This window comes from Peribacillus phoenicis (assembly GCF_047238085.1).
Taxonomy (GTDB): Bacteria; Bacillota; Bacilli; order Bacillales; family DSM-1321; genus Peribacillus.
Genome location: NZ_JBDFMF010000001.1, coordinates 3,591,567 through 3,612,229, shown reverse-complemented (window position 1 = coordinate 3,612,229; position 20,663 = coordinate 3,591,567). Strand labels below are relative to the sequence as shown.

24 protein-coding genes and 2 other annotated features are annotated in these 20,663 nt (G+C 43.3%); of the genes, 18 read left to right on the top strand and 6 right to left on the bottom strand.

Translation table 11 applies throughout. From position 1 onward, the window contains the following. Positions 1-36: 36 nt before the first annotated feature. The 7 genes from ABC374_RS17730 (at position 37) to ABC374_RS17700 (ending at position 3,219) form a co-directional block, all read left to right on the top strand. Positions 37-207: a hypothetical protein gene (locus ABC374_RS17730; protein ID WP_153246102.1), complete on the top strand. Its 171-nt coding sequence runs from the start codon at positions 37-39 to the stop codon at positions 205-207. A gap of 52 nt (positions 208-259) precedes the next feature. Then, complete coding sequence (locus ABC374_RS17725; protein ID WP_350299674.1) at positions 260-754, top strand: GNAT family N-acetyltransferase; 495 nt, start codon at positions 260-262, stop codon at positions 752-754. 125 nt (positions 755-879) lie between these two features. Next, positions 880-1,016 (top strand) — a sequence feature (ribosomal protein L20 leader region). 98 nt (positions 1,017-1,114) lie between these two features. Beyond that, positions 1,115-1,615 carry a translation initiation factor IF-3 gene (gene infC, locus ABC374_RS17720; RefSeq protein WP_034309072.1) on the top strand — a complete coding sequence of 167 codons (501 nt, stop codon included), beginning with the start codon at positions 1,115-1,117 and terminating at the stop codon, positions 1,613-1,615. A 34-nt stretch (positions 1,616-1,649) separates the two neighbouring features. Then, positions 1,650-1,850, top strand: a complete 201-nt coding sequence (rpmI, locus tag ABC374_RS17715; protein ID WP_034309070.1) for a 50S ribosomal protein L35 — start codon at positions 1,650-1,652, stop codon at positions 1,848-1,850. Positions 1,851-1,885: 35 nt separating this feature from the next. Beyond that, a complete protein-coding gene (rplT, locus tag ABC374_RS17710) occupies positions 1,886-2,245 on the top strand; it encodes a 50S ribosomal protein L20 (RefSeq protein ID WP_034309067.1) in 360 nt (119 codons plus the stop codon). 68 nt (positions 2,246-2,313) lie between these two features. Then, positions 2,314-2,589, top strand: a complete 276-nt coding sequence (locus ABC374_RS17705) for a DUF1294 domain-containing protein (RefSeq protein WP_350299673.1) — start codon at positions 2,314-2,316, stop codon at positions 2,587-2,589. A 60-nt stretch (positions 2,590-2,649) separates the two neighbouring features. Beyond that, complete coding sequence (locus tag ABC374_RS17700) at positions 2,650-3,219, top strand: TVP38/TMEM64 family protein (protein ID WP_101222877.1); 570 nt, start codon at positions 2,650-2,652, stop codon at positions 3,217-3,219. 54 nt (positions 3,220-3,273) lie between these two features. On the opposite strand, the gene ABC374_RS17695 is transcribed toward ABC374_RS17700, so the two are convergent. Next, positions 3,274-3,654: a sigma-w pathway protein ysdB gene (locus tag ABC374_RS17695; RefSeq protein WP_101222875.1), complete on the bottom strand. Its 381-nt coding sequence runs from the start codon at positions 3,652-3,654 to the stop codon at positions 3,274-3,276. Between the two features lie 102 nt (positions 3,655-3,756). Here ABC374_RS17695 and ABC374_RS17690 point away from each other — a divergent pair, with 102 nt between their 5' ends. Both ABC374_RS17690 and ABC374_RS17685 read left to right on the top strand, forming a co-directional pair. Further along, positions 3,757-4,251 (top strand): dUTP diphosphatase, encoded by a 495-nt coding sequence (locus tag ABC374_RS17690; RefSeq protein ID WP_350299672.1) that lies wholly within the window; start codon positions 3,757-3,759, stop codon positions 4,249-4,251. 64 nt (positions 4,252-4,315) lie between these two features. Further along, a complete protein-coding gene (locus ABC374_RS17685) occupies positions 4,316-5,401 on the top strand; it encodes a M42 family metallopeptidase (RefSeq protein ID WP_350299671.1) in 1,086 nt (361 codons plus the stop codon). Positions 5,402-5,464: 63 nt separating this feature from the next. On the opposite strand, the gene ABC374_RS17680 is transcribed toward ABC374_RS17685, so the two are convergent. The 4 genes from ABC374_RS17680 to ABC374_RS17665 form a co-directional block, all read right to left on the bottom strand. Continuing rightward, complete coding sequence (locus ABC374_RS17680) at positions 5,465-6,169, bottom strand: LutC/YkgG family protein (RefSeq protein WP_350302915.1); 705 nt, start codon at positions 6,167-6,169, stop codon at positions 5,465-5,467. After that, positions 6,163-7,593 carry a LutB/LldF family L-lactate oxidation iron-sulfur protein gene (locus ABC374_RS17675; protein ID WP_230176764.1) on the bottom strand — a complete coding sequence of 477 codons (1,431 nt, stop codon included), beginning with the start codon at positions 7,591-7,593 and terminating at the stop codon, positions 6,163-6,165. The genes ABC374_RS17680 and ABC374_RS17675 overlap by 7 nt, the downstream gene beginning before the upstream one ends. 24 nt (positions 7,594-7,617) lie before the next feature. Further along, complete coding sequence (locus tag ABC374_RS17670; RefSeq protein WP_350299670.1) at positions 7,618-8,334, bottom strand: (Fe-S)-binding protein; 717 nt, start codon at positions 8,332-8,334, stop codon at positions 7,618-7,620. Between the two features lie 179 nt (positions 8,335-8,513). Then, the gene (locus ABC374_RS17665) at positions 8,514-9,245 is read right to left on the bottom strand and encodes a FadR/GntR family transcriptional regulator (protein ID WP_413019215.1); all 732 of its coding nucleotides are present in this window, start codon (positions 9,243-9,245) and stop codon (positions 8,514-8,516) included. 253 nt (positions 9,246-9,498) lie between these two features. Here ABC374_RS17665 and ABC374_RS17660 point away from each other — a divergent pair, with 253 nt between their 5' ends. The 7 genes from ABC374_RS17660 (at position 9,499) to ABC374_RS17630 (ending at position 18,144) form a co-directional block, all read left to right on the top strand. Then, positions 9,499-11,187: an L-lactate permease gene (locus ABC374_RS17660; RefSeq protein WP_413019213.1), complete on the top strand. Its 1,689-nt coding sequence runs from the start codon at positions 9,499-9,501 to the stop codon at positions 11,185-11,187. A gap of 74 nt (positions 11,188-11,261) precedes the next feature. After that, the gene (locus tag ABC374_RS17655) at positions 11,262-12,374 is read left to right on the top strand and encodes a PucR family transcriptional regulator (RefSeq protein ID WP_413019211.1); all 1,113 of its coding nucleotides are present in this window, start codon (positions 11,262-11,264) and stop codon (positions 12,372-12,374) included. Positions 12,375-12,490: 116 nt separating this feature from the next. Continuing rightward, on the top strand, positions 12,491-13,903 hold the full coding sequence (gene glcD / locus ABC374_RS17650; protein ID WP_413019209.1) for a glycolate oxidase subunit GlcD: 1,413 nt from the start codon (positions 12,491-12,493) through the stop codon (positions 13,901-13,903). Continuing rightward, complete coding sequence (locus tag ABC374_RS17645) at positions 13,900-15,225, top strand: (Fe-S)-binding protein (protein ID WP_413019207.1); 1,326 nt, start codon at positions 13,900-13,902, stop codon at positions 15,223-15,225. Before glcD ends, ABC374_RS17645 begins: the two co-directional genes overlap by 4 nt. A gap of 244 nt (positions 15,226-15,469) precedes the next feature. Next, on the top strand, positions 15,470-16,399 hold the full coding sequence (locus ABC374_RS17640) for a YsnF/AvaK domain-containing protein (RefSeq protein ID WP_413019205.1): 930 nt from the start codon (positions 15,470-15,472) through the stop codon (positions 16,397-16,399). A gap of 168 nt (positions 16,400-16,567) precedes the next feature. Further along, positions 16,568-17,380 (top strand): general stress protein, encoded by an 813-nt coding sequence (locus ABC374_RS17635; RefSeq protein ID WP_413019203.1) that lies wholly within the window; start codon positions 16,568-16,570, stop codon positions 17,378-17,380. A 380-nt stretch (positions 17,381-17,760) separates the two neighbouring features. Then, positions 17,761-18,144 (top strand): general stress protein, encoded by a 384-nt coding sequence (locus tag ABC374_RS17630; RefSeq protein ID WP_413019201.1) that lies wholly within the window; start codon positions 17,761-17,763, stop codon positions 18,142-18,144. 16 nt (positions 18,145-18,160) lie between these two features. Here the strand turns inward: ABC374_RS17630 and sspI are convergent, their stop codons facing one another. Further along, the gene (sspI, locus tag ABC374_RS17625; RefSeq protein WP_076364828.1) at positions 18,161-18,370 is read right to left on the bottom strand and encodes a small acid-soluble spore protein SspI; all 210 of its coding nucleotides are present in this window, start codon (positions 18,368-18,370) and stop codon (positions 18,161-18,163) included. A gap of 122 nt (positions 18,371-18,492) precedes the next feature. Here sspI and ABC374_RS17620 point away from each other — a divergent pair, with 122 nt between their 5' ends. After that, on the top strand, positions 18,493-19,251 hold the full coding sequence (locus ABC374_RS17620; protein WP_413019198.1) for a TrmH family RNA methyltransferase: 759 nt from the start codon (positions 18,493-18,495) through the stop codon (positions 19,249-19,251). 44 nt (positions 19,252-19,295) lie between these two features. Further along, positions 19,296-19,537 (top strand) — a binding site (T-box leader). 58 nt (positions 19,538-19,595) lie between these two features. Next, complete coding sequence (gene pheS, locus ABC374_RS17615; RefSeq protein WP_098370018.1) at positions 19,596-20,636, top strand: phenylalanine--tRNA ligase subunit alpha; 1,041 nt, start codon at positions 19,596-19,598, stop codon at positions 20,634-20,636. Positions 20,637-20,663 lie beyond the last annotated feature (27 nt).

Sequence of the window (20,663 nt, the reverse complement as noted above, 5' to 3'; positions counted from 1 at the left end):
GTGAAAATATGTACAGCAATGAAAAGGAGGGGCAGCATGAAAAAGAAATTTACTTATCTATTCGGACCGACATTCCTTGTCATCATCATCTTATTGTTATTGGATGGTTATCGACAATACGCCATCGTCCCGGTCCTGTTTTTTTGGATAGCCCTATTTTCTTGGGACGCCATTGAGAAAAAGAAAAAGGCGAAAGAAGACTCTTAACATTTGATGGCTTCGGTCAGTATGGACTGTAACTAAAGGGGGAGTGGGATAAATGGAGATTAGAAGAGCTTCAAGTAAAGACGCGGGTAACTTGGCTGCTCTGTTCAATCATGTTGAAGATTCCGGGTATATGCTGTTCAACCCTGGGGAAAGAAAAGCGACAGCGAAACAAATGGAGAAGCAAATGGAACAAATCGAAAAAAATCCCCCTTCCGTTTTCCTCGTTGCTGCTAGCGGCCATGAACTGAATGGTTACCTGATCTTATTGGGCAATCAAATGGGCCGAACGAGGCATTCAGCCAAAATCGTCATCGGCATCAATGAACAGGACAGGGGAAAAGGCATCGGTACGAAGCTATTTCAGAAAATGGAGGAGCATGCACGGACAAACGAAATCCGGCGCCTGGAATTGTCCGTGATTGCAAACAACGCCCCTGCGCTTTCCTTATATCGAAAGATGGGTTTTGAAAAGGAAGGAATAAAGCGGGAATCACTGTTTTTTGATGGGAAGTATCATGATGAATATTTTTTGTCCAAATTACTTTAAAAAACGTATTGTCAAATAACTGAATGTCTGATAATATTAATTTTGTTGTGAAAAACGAATAAATTAGCATTTGACAAGTCATCAGTGTTTATGATATATTTCTAAAGTGAATTGAATACGTGTTTGATGAAAAGAAGAAGCACCCGCTTCTCACCTGGTTGACGCAAACAATGCAGTTAACAGGTCATGATTTGATTATTTGGATCTTTCTGAATGAGTCTATCAGTGTGGGTGCAGCATGCATCCACACTTTTTTATTATGATTATATCCTGTAAGCGAGTTGTGAGCGTGACCGAATTTATTCAAATATTCGTATTCGCCAATATCTTTGGAGGTGGCTAACTATTAGTAAAGACGCGATGGTAAACGAGGGCATCCGAGCCCGTGAAGTTCGTCTTATTGACCAAAACGGAGAACAACTTGGAATTAAAACGAAATTCGAAGCATTGGAAATTGCCGCTCGTGTAAATCTTGATCTAGTTTTAGTTGCTGCAAATGCAAAGCCTCCGGTAGCCCGGATCATGGACTACGGAAAACACCGCTTCGAGCAGCAAAAGAAAGACAAGGAAGCACGTAAAAATCAAAAAGTCATCAGTCTGAAAGAGGTTCGTTTGAGCCCGACGATTGAAGAACACGATTTCAATACGAAGCTTCGCAACGGTATTAAATTCCTTGAAAAAGGCGATAAAGTAAAAGCTTCTATCCGATTCAAAGGACGTGCCATTACGCATAAGGAAATTGGTCAACGTGTACTCGTTCGTTTTTCTGAAGCATGTAAAGAAGTGGCTACAATCGAGCAACACCCAAAAATGGACGGGCGCAGCATGTTCATTATCTTAGCACCGAAAAACGAAAAGTAATTGTAAAGTAATTTGTAATGAGGAGGAATACCTTATGCCTAAAATGAAAACTCACCGCGGATCTGCTAAACGTTTCAAAAAGACTGGATCCGGCAAACTTAAGCGTTCTAACGCTTACACAAGCCATTTATTTGCTAACAAATCTACTAAGCAAAAGCGTAAGCTTCGCAAAGCTAGCCTTGTAAGCAAAGGTGACTTCAAACGTATTCGTCATATGCTAGACAACATTAAATAAGTTCGATTTATCGAGTTAAATAGGAGGGAAATAACATGCCACGTGTAAAAGGCGGTACTGTTACTCGCAAACGTCGTAAAAAGGTAATAAAATTAGCTAAAGGTTACTATGGCGCGAAACATATTCTTTTCAAAGTAGCTAACCAACAAGTAATGAAGTCAGGAAACTATGCTTTCCGTGACCGTCGTCAAAAGAAACGTGATTTCCGTAAACTTTGGATCACTCGTATCAACGCTGCAGCACGCATCAACGGTCTTTCTTACAGCCGTTTAATGCATGGTCTAAAGCTTGCTGGTATCGAAGTGAACCGCAAAATGCTTGCTGATCTTGCTGTTGCTGACGAACAAGCTTTTGCTCAATTAGCAACTGCTGCTAAACAACAATTAGACAAATAAGTCTGACTGATACAGCCACTCTCTTTTCAAGAGGGTGGCTTTTTACATATTTAAAGGAGGGAATGAGGATGCAAGGAGTATGGTTCATTGCTGCTTATATAATCATCACAAACATCATCGGGTTTGCCTTAATGGGAATCGACAAAAGGAAAGCGCGTAATGGGGAGTACCGGATCAGTGAAAAGACACTTTGGTTTTGGGCGGTCATAGGCGGAGGGACTGGGTCCTTTTTGGGGATGAAGCAATTCCGCCATAAGACGAAGCATGCCGCTTTTAAGTGGGGCCTGCCTATATTGATGATTCTTCAGATAGGCTTATTGATTAAGATATTCATTCAATTGTAATATGTAGCCCGTATAATGTATATGCTTGTAGAAGCAGCAAAGAGTAGCTGGAGGGAGAGCATGAATGATAAACTGACACTTGTGATGAGCTACGTTCAATCAGGAAGCGTGTTTGCACCGTTGATTTTTATCACTTTTCATTTATTAAGGCAATTTTTATTCATTCCCGTCATTGTGGTTTGCATGTCTGGCGGAGTATTATTCGGGGCAGCTTTTGGAACCATCTATTCGGTAATCGGTTTGACGTTGTCCAGTATGGCCTTTTATTTCGTGATAGGCAAATTTCCGAAGACAAAGGATAGGCTGCTGCGGCTTAAGAATAAGCTGTTTGGAAACCGAAAGCTAAACAGCCGGCAAATTGCAGTACTGAGGCTAATACCATTCATTCACTTTTACTTGCTGTCGCTTTGCTTATTGGAATCCAATAAAGGGCTGAAAAATTATTTTTATCTATCCTTCATGACCAATCTCCCTGTAGCATTCGTATATACCGTTTTTGGCCACTATATTGCAGATTTCAGTCCAACCCTGATCGTCATCATTTTATTATCCTTAACCTTATTGCTCTATTTATTGAGAGAGAAGCAGACGGTCGTTCCCTGGAAGGAATTTTTTCGTTCAGATGATTAATATAGAGCCTTGAGTACATTTTTCTCAAGGCTCTTCATTACGCGTGATTTTTTTTCATTTTTGTAAAAATTCCTTAACAGGGCTCTTCCAATCAATAACAGCATCCGGATATTGTTTTTTAATGGCTTCCTCGATTTTTAAGAAGTCATTTCGCTTCAAGCCTTTTAGGCCGGCCACTTTCTTGGGCCATATGAAGATGGAGATGACCTCAAAGGAGCGTTCCGTCGTCCCTAGATACTTTTCCCCTTCAAACATCACCCCGTTGTACGTCAATAAAAAATTCTTTCGTATATTGGCTGTATCGTCGAGCAGAAAGAACTTTTTCTGTTCATGTGCCAGCTCTAATTTTCTTTTCGGATTAAATAGGTATTTGATGACTGTATATATTAAGAAAATGATGAGAGCCAAAAGAATGAACCGCATGATCAATACCATGGAGCTACCTCCTTAAACAGAGTGATTCCTTTCATTTACGTATGGGTTTTTAATAAGTTTCATTTATTTGATATAATTTAGGGGAAGACAAGGAAAGAAGTGATGAAAATGAACATAGGTAAATTAATGGAAATGCAGGCAGCTTTGGATGAGCATATACAATCAAAGCATGAATTGGGTGCTGAAGACTTGGTGGAACGGAAGATACTTGCTCTTTTAGTGGAGCTTGGAGAGCTTGCCAATGAAACGAGATGTTTTAAATTCTGGAGTCTTAAAGGACCCTCTGATAAAGAAACGATTTTGGCTGAATACGTGGATGGGATTCATTTCATTTTGTCACTCGGGATCGAACGGGGATTTGTACCGGAAGTTCCATCTGCCCCCAACATGCATCAGGAGGATTTGACTATTCAATTTACTGCTATTTACGGCTACATCAGTGAATTTCGCACACAGTTGACAGAGTCATCTTTCCAAAAAGTTTTTGCTGCGTATTTACATTTAGGAGAGTTGCTTGGATTTTCGGCAGCGGATGTGGAAAAAGCATATGTAAGCAAAAATGAAGTGAATTACGAAAGGCAAAAGCAAGGCTACTGATTGTTTATGTAATCGATTGTCTGTATAATTATTCTTGTAATGTAAGTTATAGGGAGGTAAAAGAATGGCTCAATTGGATGAAACGTTAAGGATGCTGCGGGACTTAACGGATGCTAAAGGCATTGCAGGAAATGAAAGTGAAGTAAGAAAAGTGATGACCGAATACATAACACCATTTGCGGATGAAATATCGACAGATGGCCTGGGAAGTTTGATTGCCAAGAAAACGGGTGATGAAAACGGACCGAAAATCGTCGTTACCGGGCATATGGACGAAGTCGGTTTCATGATCACCCAAATTGATGATAAAGGATTTTTGCGTTTTCAGCCGGTAGGGGGCTGGTGGTCACAGGTAATGCTGGCCCAGCGCGTGACGATCGTTACAGGTAAAGGTGATATAACTGGCATTATCGGTTCCAAGCCGCCACATATCCTGTCAGCGGAGGCGCGGAAGAAGCCGATTGATATTAAGGATATGTTTATTGATATTGGTGCATCCAGTAAAGAAGAGGTTAAGGAATGGGGCGTCAAGCCAGGGGATATGGTTGTGCCATATTTTGAATTCACGGTCATGAATAATGAAAAGATGCTGCTTGCCAAAGCCTGGGACAATCGAATTGGCTGTGCAATCGCCATTGATGTGCTTAAACAGCTGAAAGACAGCGACCATCCTAATGTAGTATATGGAATTGGCGCAGTGCAAGAAGAGGTCGGCCTGCGTGGCTCCAAAACATCCACATTCAAAATTCAGCCGGATATCGGGTTTGCAGTCGATGTCGGCATTGCTGGTGATACACCGGGGGTTTCCGAAAAAGAAGCGATGAGTAAGATGGGGGAAGGCCCGCAAATCGTCATCTATGATTCATCGATGGTGGCACATAAGGGATTACGCGATTTCGTCACAGACACGGCTGATGAAATGAATATTCCTTATCAATATGAATCGATTCCAGGCGGCGGGACGGATGCCGGCTCCATCCATTTAACGGCAAATGGCGTGCCCGCACTGGCGATCACGATTGCCACACGCTACATTCATTCACACGCGGCAATGCTACACCGGGATGATTATGAGAATGCAGTTAAGCTCATTGTCGAAGTGATTAAACGCCTCGATCGCGAAGCGGTTGATCGGATCATTTACGAATAATATAGTGTAAGTTAATAATGGAGAGGCCTAATTTAGGTCCTCTCCATTTTCTTTTTTTTATTTCTACTTGTCTTCGACGATTATATAGACCGCTTTGATGGGTCCATGGACGCCGACGACAAGGTCCATTTCGATATCAGCCGAATTGCTCGGCCCTGTTATGAAATTGATGCAGGAAGGAACGACTTCGCCCCGGGTAACTTTTGAACGGATGACCGCAGCAGCCTGGGTCATTCGCGGAACGATGGTGCTTTTTGGAATGATGGAAACATGGCAGGAAGGAAGGAAGCTGATGGAACGGCCGTGGTCCTTGTCGCTGAACAAGACGACGGTCGCTGATTCTGCTAGTGTCATCTCACTGAATGTGATTCCGATGTTAGCACTTTCTGCTTTTTCGATATTTTCATTCCCGGCTTGGTGATTCCATATATGGACATCTTTTTCCTTTAAGATACCCTCTAACCCATAGTCGGAAAATCGATCGTCCTTAGGGATGATCAAGGGTCCGTTTCCAAGTTCCTCAATCACCTGTTTTAAACAATGCATCACTTGTTTGGAGTCGGTAACGTGAAATTGAGTATGCACCCGTTTACATTGCTCCTTCAATTCCGCGACAAGATCATTTGGTGTCGCATGTTTCAAAACTTCTTTTTGGGGGGCGTGCTTCCATTCCGGAACGGAGATGCCTTCCGTAATAGGAGCCCTTCCCAGGTTGTTGGCTATATTGTTTAAAAATGTCCCTTCATTATGGATGGTTCCATTCATGATGGTTTCCCTCCTTTTTCCCGATTTTTGAACCAGTCCCGAAAGCTCTCCTTTCCTGGAGCAGGGAACTCGCGGCTTTCTGTCCAAGTTTTGAGTGGTCCCGGTCCTTTCGAGATGATATCCCCCGTTTTAAAAGGTGACATCGCTGATGGGGCGATTTTGGAACCGAACTTATAAAGCATAGGCGATGCCGCACCAATTCCGAAGGCCTTCATGGCCATCTTTTCTGAAAACGGCGCCATTTTTTCCTTTTCAACGATGACTTCCCGATGCTTCCTCAGTAAATCATGGAGAGGAATCTTTACTGGACAGGCATCTGTACAGGCTGCACATAGAGTGGAGGCATACGGCAGCTCCTTGAAATCATCATACCCTCCGAGTAAGGGTGAAAGCACAGCACCGATTGGTCCCGGATATATTGAACCATATGAATGACCGCCAACCTGGCGATAAACCGGGCAGACGTTTATACAGGCAGCACAGCGAATGCATTGAAGAACGGATTGAAACTCAGTTCCTAAAATGGAGGAGCGTCCATTATCCACGATCACAAGGTGAAATTCCTCGGGGCCGTCTACATCGCCTTCATCACGCGGACCGGTAAGTGCGGTGATGTAACTGGTCAATCTTTGGCCGACAGCGCTTCTTGTCAATAAGCTGACAAGGACCTCGAATTCATCGAATGTAGGTACAAGCCTTTCCATTCCCATCACGGTGATTTGCGTTTTTGGGAGGGCAGTGACCAAATCGGCATTTCCTTCATTCGTAACCAAACCGATCGAGCCCGTTTCCGCAATCGCAAAATTACAGCCGGTAATGCCTACATCGGCGCTTAAGAAATCTTTCCGCAGAATGCCCCGCACATGGGCGGTAAGCTCTTCCGGTTTTTCAGTTTGCGTATATGCAAGCTTTTCTTTAAAAACATCCCTAATCTGCTCCTTATTTTTATGGAGAGCAGGTGCGACGATATGGGAAGGGGGATCATGATCATCCACTTGTAAAATATATTCACCAAGGTCCGTTTCAACGACATCGAGCCCAACTGCCTCAAGAGTGGCATTCAAATTGATCTCTTCCGTGACCATCGATTTGGATTTCACGACCTTTTTGGCATTCTTTTTTACAATAACATCCTTGATGTATCCGCTTGCTTCTTCAGCCGTTTGAGCGAAGAAGACATGACCGCCTCTTTTCGAAACATTTTCTGCAAGCTGATGCAAATAGAAATCAAGGTTACTAAGCACATGCTGCCGGATTTCTTCCCCAAGGGAACGCCAATCCTCCCAGCTTCCCAATTCATCAACGGCAGTCAGCCGCCGTCCGTGTAATCGTTCTTGGGCACTCGATACGGCCAATCGCATAAAATCATTATGTATTCCTTCATCCACCCGGTCTTTAAACTTGGCAGAGCTGGTTTTCATAGCCATAAAATTTTCCCCTCCTCGCTTTCTTTAAATACTATTTAGGACTTCCGCAATATGAAGCACTTTCACCGGTTGCCCCTTCCTTTGGATCCGCCCGCCGATATTCATCAAACATCCTGCATCCCCTCCGATTAAAAAATCGGCCCCGGTATCTTCAATATTGCAAACTTTCTCCTCGACCATTTGCCCGGAAATGTCCCCCATCTTGACCGAAAAGGTTCCCCCGAACCCGCAGCAGTTTTGGGCATCCGGAAGTGGTGTCATTTCCAGCCCCCTGACATGGCTTAATAAAATGGCAGGTGCTTCCTTGACCTTAAGCAGCCGTGTCATATGGCATGAAGTATGATAAGTGGCCTTTCCCTTAAGGGTCGCCCCGACGTCGATCACTTTTAAGACATCCACGATGAATTGGGTCAATTCATATGTTTTAGCCGCTAATGATGCAGCTTTCTTTTCCCATTCGGCATCGCCTTTGAAAAGGGCCGGATATTCCTTGAACATCGCTGCACAGGAACCGGAAGGGGTTACGATGTATTCAGCATCCGCGAACGTTTTAATCATCTTTTTCATGGCTTCCTTCGATTCCTTCGTATACCCGCTATTATATGCCGGCTGTCCGCAGCATATCTGGGACTCCGGGAAATCGATCTCACAGCCTAATCTCTCGAGTAGCTCCACTGTCGCTTTGCCGACATTGGATTGAAACAAATCTACTAAACATGTTGCAAAGAGAGTAACTTTCAATCTGAACTCCTCCTTTTTCAAATAGGTTAACAGGTCATCTGATGACTAGAAAATGGAAAAAGGAAATGGCTGAGAAAAGATACCAATTCCAAGATTTTTTAAATGAAGTAATCGTTTTCAAAATAATATATCAATTTAATCCTTTTTTGTATAGGGTATTTTTGAAATTTAAAGGAATGTCAATGATTCTTTTGCTGATTTTTTTGGATGACCCGGTCTAGTGATTCCTCGACGCTTTGAAGGTGAAACAGCATGGCACTGCGGGCTCCGTCTTCATCCTGTGCCAAGATTGCATCATAAATCCTGACATGCTGCTGGTAAAGCTGCTTGAGTGTCATCTCTTCGGAATAAAGCGCAACCCGACGGATATCACGCATCTTTTCCGTCATTAATTCTGAAACATGGTTCATCAATGTAATCAGCAGCTCATTTTGTGATGCGTTTGCCACGGCAACATGGAAGGCGATGTCCGCTTTATCACTTACTTCTTCATCATCTGATACCTTTTCCATATCAAAAAGCCTGTCCTTGAGTTCGATAAGGTTTTCTTCCGTTCTCTTCTTCGCTGCCACTTCTGCCGTACCGGACTCAAGTATTTTCCGAACTTCCAGTAAATGCTTGATATTGTCTTGATCCATCAAAAGGGCGGCAGACAAGGGGTGGTTCATGATGGCGGGGTCGAAGGTTTTAACGAATGTTCCTTCACCTTGTTTTATTTCAATAAGACCCATTGAACTTAATGCACTTAATGCTTCACGGATGGCCGGGCGCCCGACTTGGAAATTTTCCGCAAGCTGCTGAATGGAATCCAATTGTTCACCTGGTTTCAGGCTGCCTGACCGAATCATTTCATAAAGTTCATCGCTGACTTCTTCATAAATTTTTTTCGGCTTTATTTTTTTATATACCAAGTAGTACACCTCTATTTTCTATGAGTTTCTCTGGTTAATATTATATAACACAAATGATCTTTGACACTTCCAGAAGAGTTGAAAAATCAACAAAAAATAAAAAAAATCTTGATTTTATATTTTCAATCATTTAATTTTAATGAGTACTCATCAAGTCATCTGATGACTTTGAATATTTCGATATGTAAGGGGTTTCAATTAGCGGTTGATTTCTGAATTTTTAAAAAAACTATAGAAAATGGAGTCGAAATGAATGACATGGACACAAAACTTTACGCCGATCACCGATAATTTAGTTTTATCATCTCTTGCCGCACTCATTCCAATTCTTTACTTTTTCTGGGCACTTACCATCAAACGTATGAAAGGGTACATTGCAGGTATAACCACGTTGATTGTAGCTATTGCAGTGGCTATATTGATATATGGAATGCCTGCAGGAAAAGCAGTGATGTCTGCATCACAGGGAGCTGTATATGGACTGCTCCCAATCGGATGGATAATCATCACCTCCGTATTTTTGTACAAAATGACCGTTAAAAGCGGACAATTCAATATCATTCGTTCTTCGGTGCTTTCGCTTACGGAAGACCGCCGTCTTCAGGCATTATTGGTGGCATTTTCTTTCGGTGCTTTTTTAGAAGGTGCCGCGGGATTTGGAGCACCGGTCGCCATTTCAGCCGCGCTTTTGGTCGGTCTCGGATTTAACCCGCTATATGCAGCCGGGATTTGTTTGATCGCGAATACCGCTCCGGTAGCATTCGGGGCGGTTGGAATACCGATCATCGCCATGGAAGGCCCTACTGGCATAGCCGCCATGGAGATTTCAAAAATGGTCGGCCGCCAATTGCCATTCCTTTCGGCTTTCATTCCGCTTTATCTCATTTTGATAATGACTGGGTGGAAAAGGTCGCTTGAAGTCCTGCCGGCAATTCTGGTTTCCGGAATTTCCTTTGCCATCACACAGTACTTAAGTTCAAATTTTCTTGGGCCCGAATTACCGGACATCCTTTCGGCGTTAGTGTCACTGTTTGCATTGGCGATCTTCCTTAAATTCTGGAAACCTAAAACGATTTTTCGCTTTGCATCCGAGGAAACGGCAGCCACTGTCGAACCTTTATATACAGCCGAAGCGGAAGCAAAATACACGAAATTGCAGATATTTCATGCTTGGTCACCATTCCTTCTGTTAACGCTTTTCATAACAATATGGGGGATGAACCCAATAAAGCCGGCACTCTCCGGACATTATGAAGGCAACAATGTGCTGCTTGGCGCAATCAATGAAATCGGGAAGCTATTAACCTTCCAAATCGAAGTCCCAGGTCTGCATAATGAAATAATCGGAAGCAATGGATTGCCGATTGCGGCTTTCTATAAAATAGAACTGCTCGGAGCAGCCGGGACGGCCATTTTACTGGCTGCCATCGTAACGAAGTTCATCGCACACATGTCAGCAAAAGACTTCTTTGGCACCTTTGTTGAAGCGATGAAAGAGTTGGCAAAACCGATCTTGATGATTTCTACCGTGGTGGCCTTTGCCTATGTAACGAATTCTTCAGGCATGTCGACAACATTAGGGATGACCCTTGCAAAATCGGGTGATTTATTTCCGTTCTTCGCACCGGTTCTCGGCTGGCTGGGTGTATTCATTACCGGATCGGATACATCAGCCAACCTCTTATTTGGCAGTCTGCAGAAAGTGACCGCTCTTAAGGTGGGGATGGAACCGGTCCTGGCACTGGCGGCGAACTCTTCCGGAGGGGTCACTGGAAAGATGATTTCACCACAATCGATAGCGATTGCATGTGCTGCCGTGGGATTGGCGGGCAGGGAATCGGAATTATTGAGATTCACGCTCAAACATAGTCTTTTCTTATTGCTGCTTGTTTGTGTAATTACCTTCTTGCAAAATGGCGTCCTTTCCTGGATGATTCCATAAGTAGAATGAGGCTCTCCTTTCATAGGGGAGCCTCGAAATATTTATCAAGCCCATACAAAAAAGGAGGAAATATCATGCAATTGGCAGCTGTGGCAGGAAAATTGGTTCATGAGGTTCGGAAACTGATTGAAGAGGAAATCATCATTATTGATCATGCTGGCACAATTATCGCCAGCACCGACAGAAGCCGTATTGGATCTTATCATGAAGGAGCCATCCACACTTTCAACAATCGTGAGAAATTGATCATCAACAAACAGGATGAACGAAGTTGGAAGGGAGTGAAGGCAGGTATAAACCTGCCTATTTTCTTTAACCAGGAAGCCGTTTGTGTCATTGGAATTACAGGTGACCCCAAACATGTTTCCCCTTATGCGGAACTATTAAAAAAGATGACGGAGATGTTCATTCAGGAAAGCTATCATATCGAACAAGCAGAATCCCAATCACGTCTGATGGAATTCTTCGTATTTGAATGGCATCAGCTGCAGACGTTCAATGAACACTTCCTTCAGAAGGCCAAGTTGCTTGGGGTCGATGTTCATGCAGCCCGGATCATCACATATGGTGAATTCAAGACTGAGGAAATCATTGAACCTCATGTATGGAGAACGCTTCAGATATACATAAGACAGCAGCATCCCAATGACATCGCAGTCCGTTGGGGGAGGAACCAATTCGTCATTCTTTCAATAGCAGATTTCATCGGTTCAAAAAACCAGCAATATAAGAAACTTAGTAAACTGCAAAAAAAGCTGGAGGAGAGTTCGGGTTATAAAGTGTGTGCAGGAGTTAGTTCGCGTGCATCAGGATCCACTTTCAGGTCAGCGTTTTTTAAAGCGGAACGTTCCTTGAAAATCGCGTTTCCTTCATCGGGGATCATATTTGACGAGGACTTGAAGCTTGAGGTACTGCTTGATGAAGTTACCGCTGAAACAAGACAGGAGTATTTATCCAGGACGATTCAGGAGCTGCTTCCTAATGAGGAGCTGCTTAAAACCCTTTCCATGTATTTTGCATGTGATCTATCTTTGAAGGAAACAGCCGCAGCCCTGCATATCCATATCAATACCCTTCATTACAGGCTTAAGCGCATAGAGGATTTGACCCGACTGAACCCTAGGAAGCTAGCCGATTTAGTCACTATGTATCTAGCAGTAAGAGTATTGGATAAACATACAAAATAATTCTCTGGAAAGCACTAAATTCTATATGTTCATACATAGAAGCTTGAGTGTTTTTTTTCTTATACTTACATCATATAAAAAATCTCGAATTTCCTATGTTTATGAGGAGGATGTACATGTTAACAAAGCAGGTTAAGCAGCTACTTCTTACCATCGTCGGTCAGGAGAATTACGATGACTCGAAAGTGGAATGTCTAGTCTATTCATATGATGCAACGCCAGGCTTTCAAGCGATGCCGGATGCCGTCATTAAGCCGGGCAGCACAGCTGAAGTCGCAGCTATCGTCAAAGTTTGCAACGAATATAATGTTCCGATCGTTCCACGCGGGTCTGGGACGAATTTAAGCGGAGGCACATGCCCGACAGAGGGGGGGCTTGTCCTTTTATTCAATCGAATGAATTCATTACTTGAAATAGATGAGGAGAACTTAACGGTGACCGTACAGCCTGGGCTCATCACATTGGACTTGATTTCAGCAGTTGAAGAAAAGGGATTGTTTTATCCGCCGGATCCAAGTTCAATGAAAATCTCCACGATTGGCGGCAACATTAATGAGAACTCTGGTGGACTGCGAGGATTAAAGTACGGAGTCACCCGTGATTATGTCATCGGGCTTGAAGTTGTCCTTCCGAATGGGGACATCATTCGAACAGGGGGCAAGCTTGCCAAAGACGTAGCCGGATATGATTTAACGAAACTATTTGTCGGATCGGAAGGGACCTTGGGAATCGTTACGGAAGCGATCCTAAAGCTGATCCCCATGCCGGAAACGACAAAGACGATGCTTGCCTTATATCAAGACCTGGATGCTGCAGCCCAGTCAGTGGCCAAGATCATTTCAAATAAAATCATTCCTGTTACATTGGAATTTCTGGATCGGCCGACTTTGATCGTTGTTGAGGACTTCGCGAAAATCGGTTTGCCCACCAATGTGGAAGCCGTCCTGCTGATGGAACAGGATGGTCCGCCTGAAGTGGTGGAACGTGATATGAAAAGGATGGCCGATATTTGTCTAGAGGAAAAGGCGGTTTCAGTGGAAATTGCCGAAACGGAATCTGACGCTGTCGCCTTGAAAACAGCAAGACGGACAGCACTTTCTGCACTGGCACGCCTCAAGCCGACGACTATTTTGGAAGATGCAACCGTTCCCCGCTCGGAAATTGCCAAAATGGTTAGAGCAATTAATGAAATCGCTGACAAGCATAACGTGGACATTTGCACTTTTGGTCATGCTGGGGATGGGAACCTGCATCCAACGTGCATTACTGACGCTCGTGATCATGAGGAAATGGAGAGGGTGGAGCGCGCTTTTGCCGACATTTTTGCCGCGGCTATCGACCTTGGCGGGACGATTACCGGTGAACATGGTGTAGGAGCGATGAAGGCCCCGTATCTTGAATGGAAGCTAAAGAAAGAAGGGATTGACGCCATGAGAGCGATTAAACAAGCTTTCGATCCCAATAACATCATGAATCCTGGCAAAGTATTTGCCAAGGAAACAAGAAAAAGGGTGGTGTTTTCTTCATGACGACAGTTCAGGAAAGGGAAACCATTGCCATTCAATTCGCGGAAAAAATGAATGAAGATGAATTGTTGAATTGTATGCGCTGCGGCTTTTGCTTACCCCATTGCCCGACATACATAGAATCGGGGCTGAAGGAATCCCATTCACCAAGGGGCCGGATTGCACTTATGAAAGCGGTGGCGGATGGTGTGATTGAGCCTGATGAGGATGTGGAACGTTCGTTGAGTCTTTGCCTCGGCTGCAGGGCTTGTGAGCCCGTGTGTCCTTCAGGTGTGAAATATGGACATCTTCTTGAAGAAGCAAGGGATATCATCCATCAGAATAAAAAACACAGTTACCCTGTAAAAACGATCCGGAAGGCCGTTTTTAGTGGGTTATTCCCGCACCAGGAGCGAATGCAGGCCATGACAAGTTTGCTTGGCTTCTATCAGAGATCAGGCCTGCAATACATGGCCCGTAAAATGGGAGTCCTCAACCTGCTTCCGGATAATTTGGCAACCATGGAAAAAGTGCTGCCGAAAGTCCCGAAAAAATCAGAAATGAAAAATAGGCCAACCGAGCTGCCTGCAATCGGAACGCCGCTCAAAAAGGTGGCTTTTTTTTCCGGCTGCTTGATGGATACGATGTTTTTGGAAACGAACAAGGCAACACTAAAGCTTCTTCAGCTGGCCGGATGTGAAATCGTGATTCCGAAATCCCAGGCATGTTGCGGGGCGCTGCATGGGCACAGTGGCGAAAAAGAAGGTGCTAAGCAACTGGCCAAGCGTAATATCGAAGCTTTTGAAGCGGAGGAAGTTGATTATATTATTACGAATGCCGGCGGCTGTGGAGCTTTTCTCATAGATTATGACCATCTGCTCCAAGCTGAACCGGAATGGCACGACCGTGCAATCGCATTTAAAAATAAGTTGAAAGATATCAGCGAGATTCTCGTTGATTTGCGTTTTCAGGAAAAAGTTCGCCTGAAACTGCCAGCTCAATCCGTTACTTTCCAGGATTCCTGTCACTTACGGAATGTGATGAACATCTCCTTGGCTCCGCGAATTCTCCTTCAATCGATAGAAGGAATCAATTTCAGGGAAATGAAAGATGCCGATCGATGCTGCGGCTCCGCTGGGATTTATAATATTGTTGAATCAGATATGTCCATGAATATTCTTGACTCTAAAATGGAGCACACGAAATCGACACAGGCCGATATTGTTGTCACGGCAAATCCTGGCTGTCTGTTACAAATGCAATTGGGGATCGAGAGGGAAAACTTGGGGGAATGTACGAAAGCGGTGCATATTGCAGACCTGCTAATAAAGGCTGTGGCTTTATAATAGAAGAAAAAGAATGTAAGTAGAAAATAAATGGGATTATTTGGATAAACATTACATTTTAATAAATGAGGAAACCCTTGTAAAGCCTGGATTTTAGATGATAATTCGTTCTGTGCTGAGAACGAATTGTAAATGTTATAACAAAAAAGAAATATTGATTCCTCGTTTACTTAGGACCATGGCGGGTAGTGTTTATATATAGCATCCACTAAACGAAACAACAAAACCTAAGGAGGAATGTAAAATGAATAAAACAGTTTATGGAGTATATGAATCAAACGCAGAAGTGATCCAAGCAATTAATGCACTTAAGGCAAAGGGTTTTGAAGGGGACGATATTACTGTCGTCGCGGATAAGGAAGAAACATTGGATTTCACGAACCACAAACGCGAAACGGATGTTCATACAATGACGAATGTTCCTAACGACGAATCGTTTATGGACAAGGTGGCACGTTTCTTCATGCCGGAAGATACGGCAGATCTTTCAACAAGGTTGGCGAATGCAGGACTTTCGAATAGTGAAGCGGCGGAACATGTCTTTGATGTAGAAAACGGAAAAGTCCTGGTTCTGGTTGAAGAAGGTGAAGGCCATCTTGGAACGGCAAGAGATAAATTCACGACTGGAACAATGGACACTGCCGGTACAAGGCTTGATACAAACTCCACCAACCCACTATATAATGGCACGGAAAAAACCGATGCATTAAATAAAGAAGATGTTTATGGAGTCAACGGACAAGGCCGTGAATTGCCAGAAGATGAAAGGACACTTACACTTCGGGAAGAACAGCTGAACATTGACAAAGAAAGAGTTCAGACAGGAGAAGTCGTCATTAATAAAGAAGTCAATGAACAGCATAAAACGATCAATGTCCCTGTTGAACACGAAGAAGTGACAGTTGAGCATAGATCGGTTTCAGGACGTGAAGCGAATCCGGAAACCGGGAGCATTGAAGAAGGGGAAACAATACGGATCCCCGTTGTTGAAGAAAAACTGGAAGTTTCGAAAAAACCGGTTGTCACAGATGAAATTGTCATCAAGAAACATGCTGTACAAGAAACGGAACAAGTTCAGGATACTCTTAAAAAGGAAGATATCCAGCTTGATAGTACAGATGAATCGATCGTGAATGAGAAAAAGGCAACTGAACGTAAAACCGATCGCTTCTAAGCTTGAAGGAAAAAGCCTGCAGTTTTAAAACTGCAGGTTTCTTTTTGATTTTAAAGACTTAATAAAGGTTCGAGCCTATGGAAGGCAAACCTTTTTGTTTAATTAGCACCCATCAGGGTATAAATACACATAAGAAGAAATATCGGAATAATAGGAGGAGGAAGAAGCATGGGAAAAACATTATATGGTGTTTTTAATACGGAAAGAGAAATGATCCAGGCTATACAATCCCTCAAGGAAAAGGGGGGCCATGAAGGAGAAATAACGGTAATAGCTGATAGGAAAGAAGATTTGGATTTCGTTAATGACAAGCATGATCCGGATGTCGACGTCGTTACTAACTCTAACGAGGAATCCTTCATTGATAAGATGAAACACTTTTTCCTGAACGAGGGTTCTGAAGATATAAGGAACCGACTAGGTGAGTTAGGGCTTGCCGATAGTGAAGCAACCGCTTATATAAATGAAGTGGAGGCCGGAAAATTCCTGATTCTTTTAGATGAATCGGAAACCGTATCAGCACGAGAGAACATAACTTCCAATCGCATCGAGGATACGGACGAACCTGCAGAGAATCCGCTTCAAACAGGGGTGGTGAACAATCCGGACCCGAACCTTTTTCCGGAAACAACCGCGAATGCCTATCAAATAAGGGAAATGGAAGGACAGCCAGGAAGAAGTGAAGAGCTTCACGGGAATTCTGCTAACATCTTTGAAAATGAAGAGCTGGGTACGAAGCGAGCTCAAGAAAGGGAAATCTGGGGGAACTCCACAGAAAAATTCAAGAAGCAAAAACCAGGGAATCGTGAAGGAACACTGGCAAGCGACCCTCATGCAGACCCGTTTTCTGCCGATACTGACAAAGCCCTTGATGCTCAAGGATCACTGGATCGGACCCTGAGCCCGAATGACAGCGGGCAGCAAGAGGAAGGCTTACAAGATGAATATATCAAAAATCGAATTAATACCGACAATCTGTAATACGCAAAAAGAACAGCCTGCATAAGGCTGTTTTTGTTTGTTTTTTTACTGTTGTCGTTATTGGATTGCAGAAATTTGCGACCCTCCTGCCGAATTAGTGGCTAGCCGAGACACCGCAGCCGCTTGCTTTGATGTGGCTTGGCAGACGGTTGGCGGAAAGGGGGCGGATTCTGAAATCAACTGCAGCGTTTTTTAATAAAACTGCAGGCAAACTCGATTTTCTTAGAGTTAGCCACAAGCTGTTATTTTTATAAAAACCCTTTAGGCAGAGGGTTCCCTTGTTCGTCTCCATAGACTATTTGCTTGTTTATTGATAAAGCTGCAAGGTATAATGACAAAGGAATTTTATTTTAAGTAAAGTAACAAGGAGGGGGAGAAACATGGAAAAAAACGTATATGGTGTTTTTGACTCTAATCCGGAACTACTTGCTGCAATTTCAGACTTAAAAGCAAAAGGCGTATCTGGCACCCAAATGACAGTGGCAGCTGATATAAAAAATCATGTGCAGCTTGGAAATGAACATACGGATATACTGATCATCGCCAATCAGGATAAGGAGGACACTCTTTTCTTAAAAATCTTCCACTACTTCACAGATGAAGGATCTGGAGATTTACGCAGCTTTTTCACGAAATATGGCTACTCTTATGATGAGACAAAAGCGATGCTTGAAGAAGTGAGCTCTAAAAAATTCATCTTGCTGCTTGATGAAGAAGTCTCCATCGAAGAACTTAAGGCTGGCGAAGCGAAATTAAAAAAATAACAGCCTCTGAAGGCTGTTATTTTTTTAATCCTGATTCAAGGGCAGTGATCATTTCCTGTTTTTCCTGCTCGGATGAATTTTGCCAGATGACCTCGAATAATACTCCCAATCCAGGAAGCATTTTTTCTTCGCCATTTTGTATGGCATCGACAATCGTGTCTTCCAGCTGCTCTTGCGAATTTCCAGATACATTTTGGATGATCGCATTACGTAAGTTTAAATTCATAATTATTCCTCCTCTAACACATAATGACTGACATTAATAGCATTTCACAAACTCGCATGCAATATGTATGTGAATTGCGTTATAATAGGAAAATCAGTGTGAAGTTAAAGGAGCGTTTACCCTTGAAATATATCGAATCCTTAAAAAACCCGCAAGTTAAGCAATGGAAAAAACTTTTGACCAAAAAAGAACGCGATAAAACAGGTAAATATTTAATCGAGGGTTTTCACCTAGTTGAAGAAGCCTTAAAAGAAGAAATCGTCTTGGAAGTGATCATAAATGAAGAAACTGAAATGCCTGCCCATTTTAAGGTGGAAGGCACAGAACTCATTTATGTGAAAAATGATATTATGAAGGCGATATGCGATACCGAAGCCCCGCAGGGAATTGCCGCGGTTTGTGAACAGAAATCAACGAGCATGGCGTCCATCAATCCGGATAAGCTATTGTTGATCGATGCCGTTCAAGATCCAGGTAATATTGGAACGATGATCAGGACAGCGGATGCAGCTGGAATCGATGCAGTCATACTTGGCGAAGGGTGTGCTGATTTGTATAATCCTAAAGTGGTCCGTTCGACGCAAGGAAGCCTCTTTCATATGCCTGTCATTAAAGGGAACCTTTCCGAAATCATCGATGAGCTGAAGCAAAGCGGCACACCGGTTTATGGCACGGCATTAGAAGGGGCATCGCCATTTGAAGAAGTGGAAAAGTCTTCCCAATTTGCCCTGCTGGTCGGTAATGAAGGCCAAGGAGTATCGAAGGAATTACTGGAGAAAACGACTAAAAACCTCTATATTCCCATCTACGGAAAAAGTGAATCATTGAATGTGGGGATCGCTGCCGGGATTTTAATGTACCATTTACGAAAATCGATTTGAAACGGCCGAAGAATTATAATATAATAAAACAGAATTTTATAATGAAAACAACGATGACAAAGAGTAGTAGCTTAAGTTAACCATATCCAGGGAGAAAATGCCTTGACTGAAAGCATTTTTATGGCACTGCTTAAATGAATTCACCTTTCGAGTTGGCATTGGGAAGACAGAATGTCCGAAAAATGTTCCGGTGAAGAGCCGTTATTTTTAATGAAGTGAGTGCAGAAGTTTTTTTGTTTGTGCACTAATAAGGGTGGTACCGCGATACATAAACCTCGTCCCTTTAGGGATCGGGGTTTTTTTGTGTTCATTTTTACAAAAGGAAAATAAAGGAGGAAGACATGATGCAGGAACGTTTACTAGAACTGCAGGAAGAAGCGTTGCAAAAAGTTGCCGCCGCTTCCGAATTAAAAGAACTGAATGAAGTCCGTGTTGCTTATTTAGGGAAAAAAGGGCCAATCACTGAGGTATTGCGCGGCATGGGTAAATTATCTGCCGAAGAACGCCCGAAAATCGGGGCACTAGCCAATGATGTACGGGAAGCGATCGCAACAAAGATCGAGGAGAAACAAAAAGCGCTTGAAACTGCGGCAGTCAATGCCAAGCTAGCAACTGAAACCATTGACGTCACACTTCCAGGACGTCCGGTAAACAAGGGGAATCTACACCCATTAACACGTGTCGTGGAAGAAATCGAAGACTTATTCATCGGGATGGGTTATACCGTTGCGGAAGGTCCTGAAGTCGAAAGCGACTACTACAACTTCGAGGCACTTAACTTGCCAAAAAGCCATCCGGCACGTGATATGCAGGATTCCTTCTACATCACGGATGAAATCCTTATGCGTACGCACACTTCACCTGTTCAAGCCAGAACGATGGAAAAACATAAAGGTCAAGGTCCTGTTAAAATCATTTGCCCAGGAAAAGTTTATCGCCGTGATAACGATGATGCGACACACTCCCACCAATTCCAGCAAATTGAAGGGTTGGTCATCGATGAGAACATCAGCATGAGCGACCTGAAAGGAACGCTAGACGTATTTGCGAAAAAAGTATTCGGGCAAGACCGTGAAATCCGTCTTCGTCCAAGTTTCTTCCCATTTACGGAGCCTTCCGTCGAAGTGGATATTTCTTGTAAAATCTGCGGCGGTAAAGGCTGCAGCGTATGTAAACAAACAGGCTGGATCGAAGTGCTTGGCGGCGGGATCGTTCATCCGAACGTCCTTGAAATGGCTGGCTTCGATTCCAAGAAATACTCTGGATTCGCATTTGGAATCGGCGTGGAACGGATTGCCATGTTGAAGTACGGTGTGGACGATATCCGTCATTTCTATACGAATGATGTTCGATTCTTAAAACAATTCAACCATCACGAAGCATAAATTTTTATTTTAAAAAGGAGGACCTAC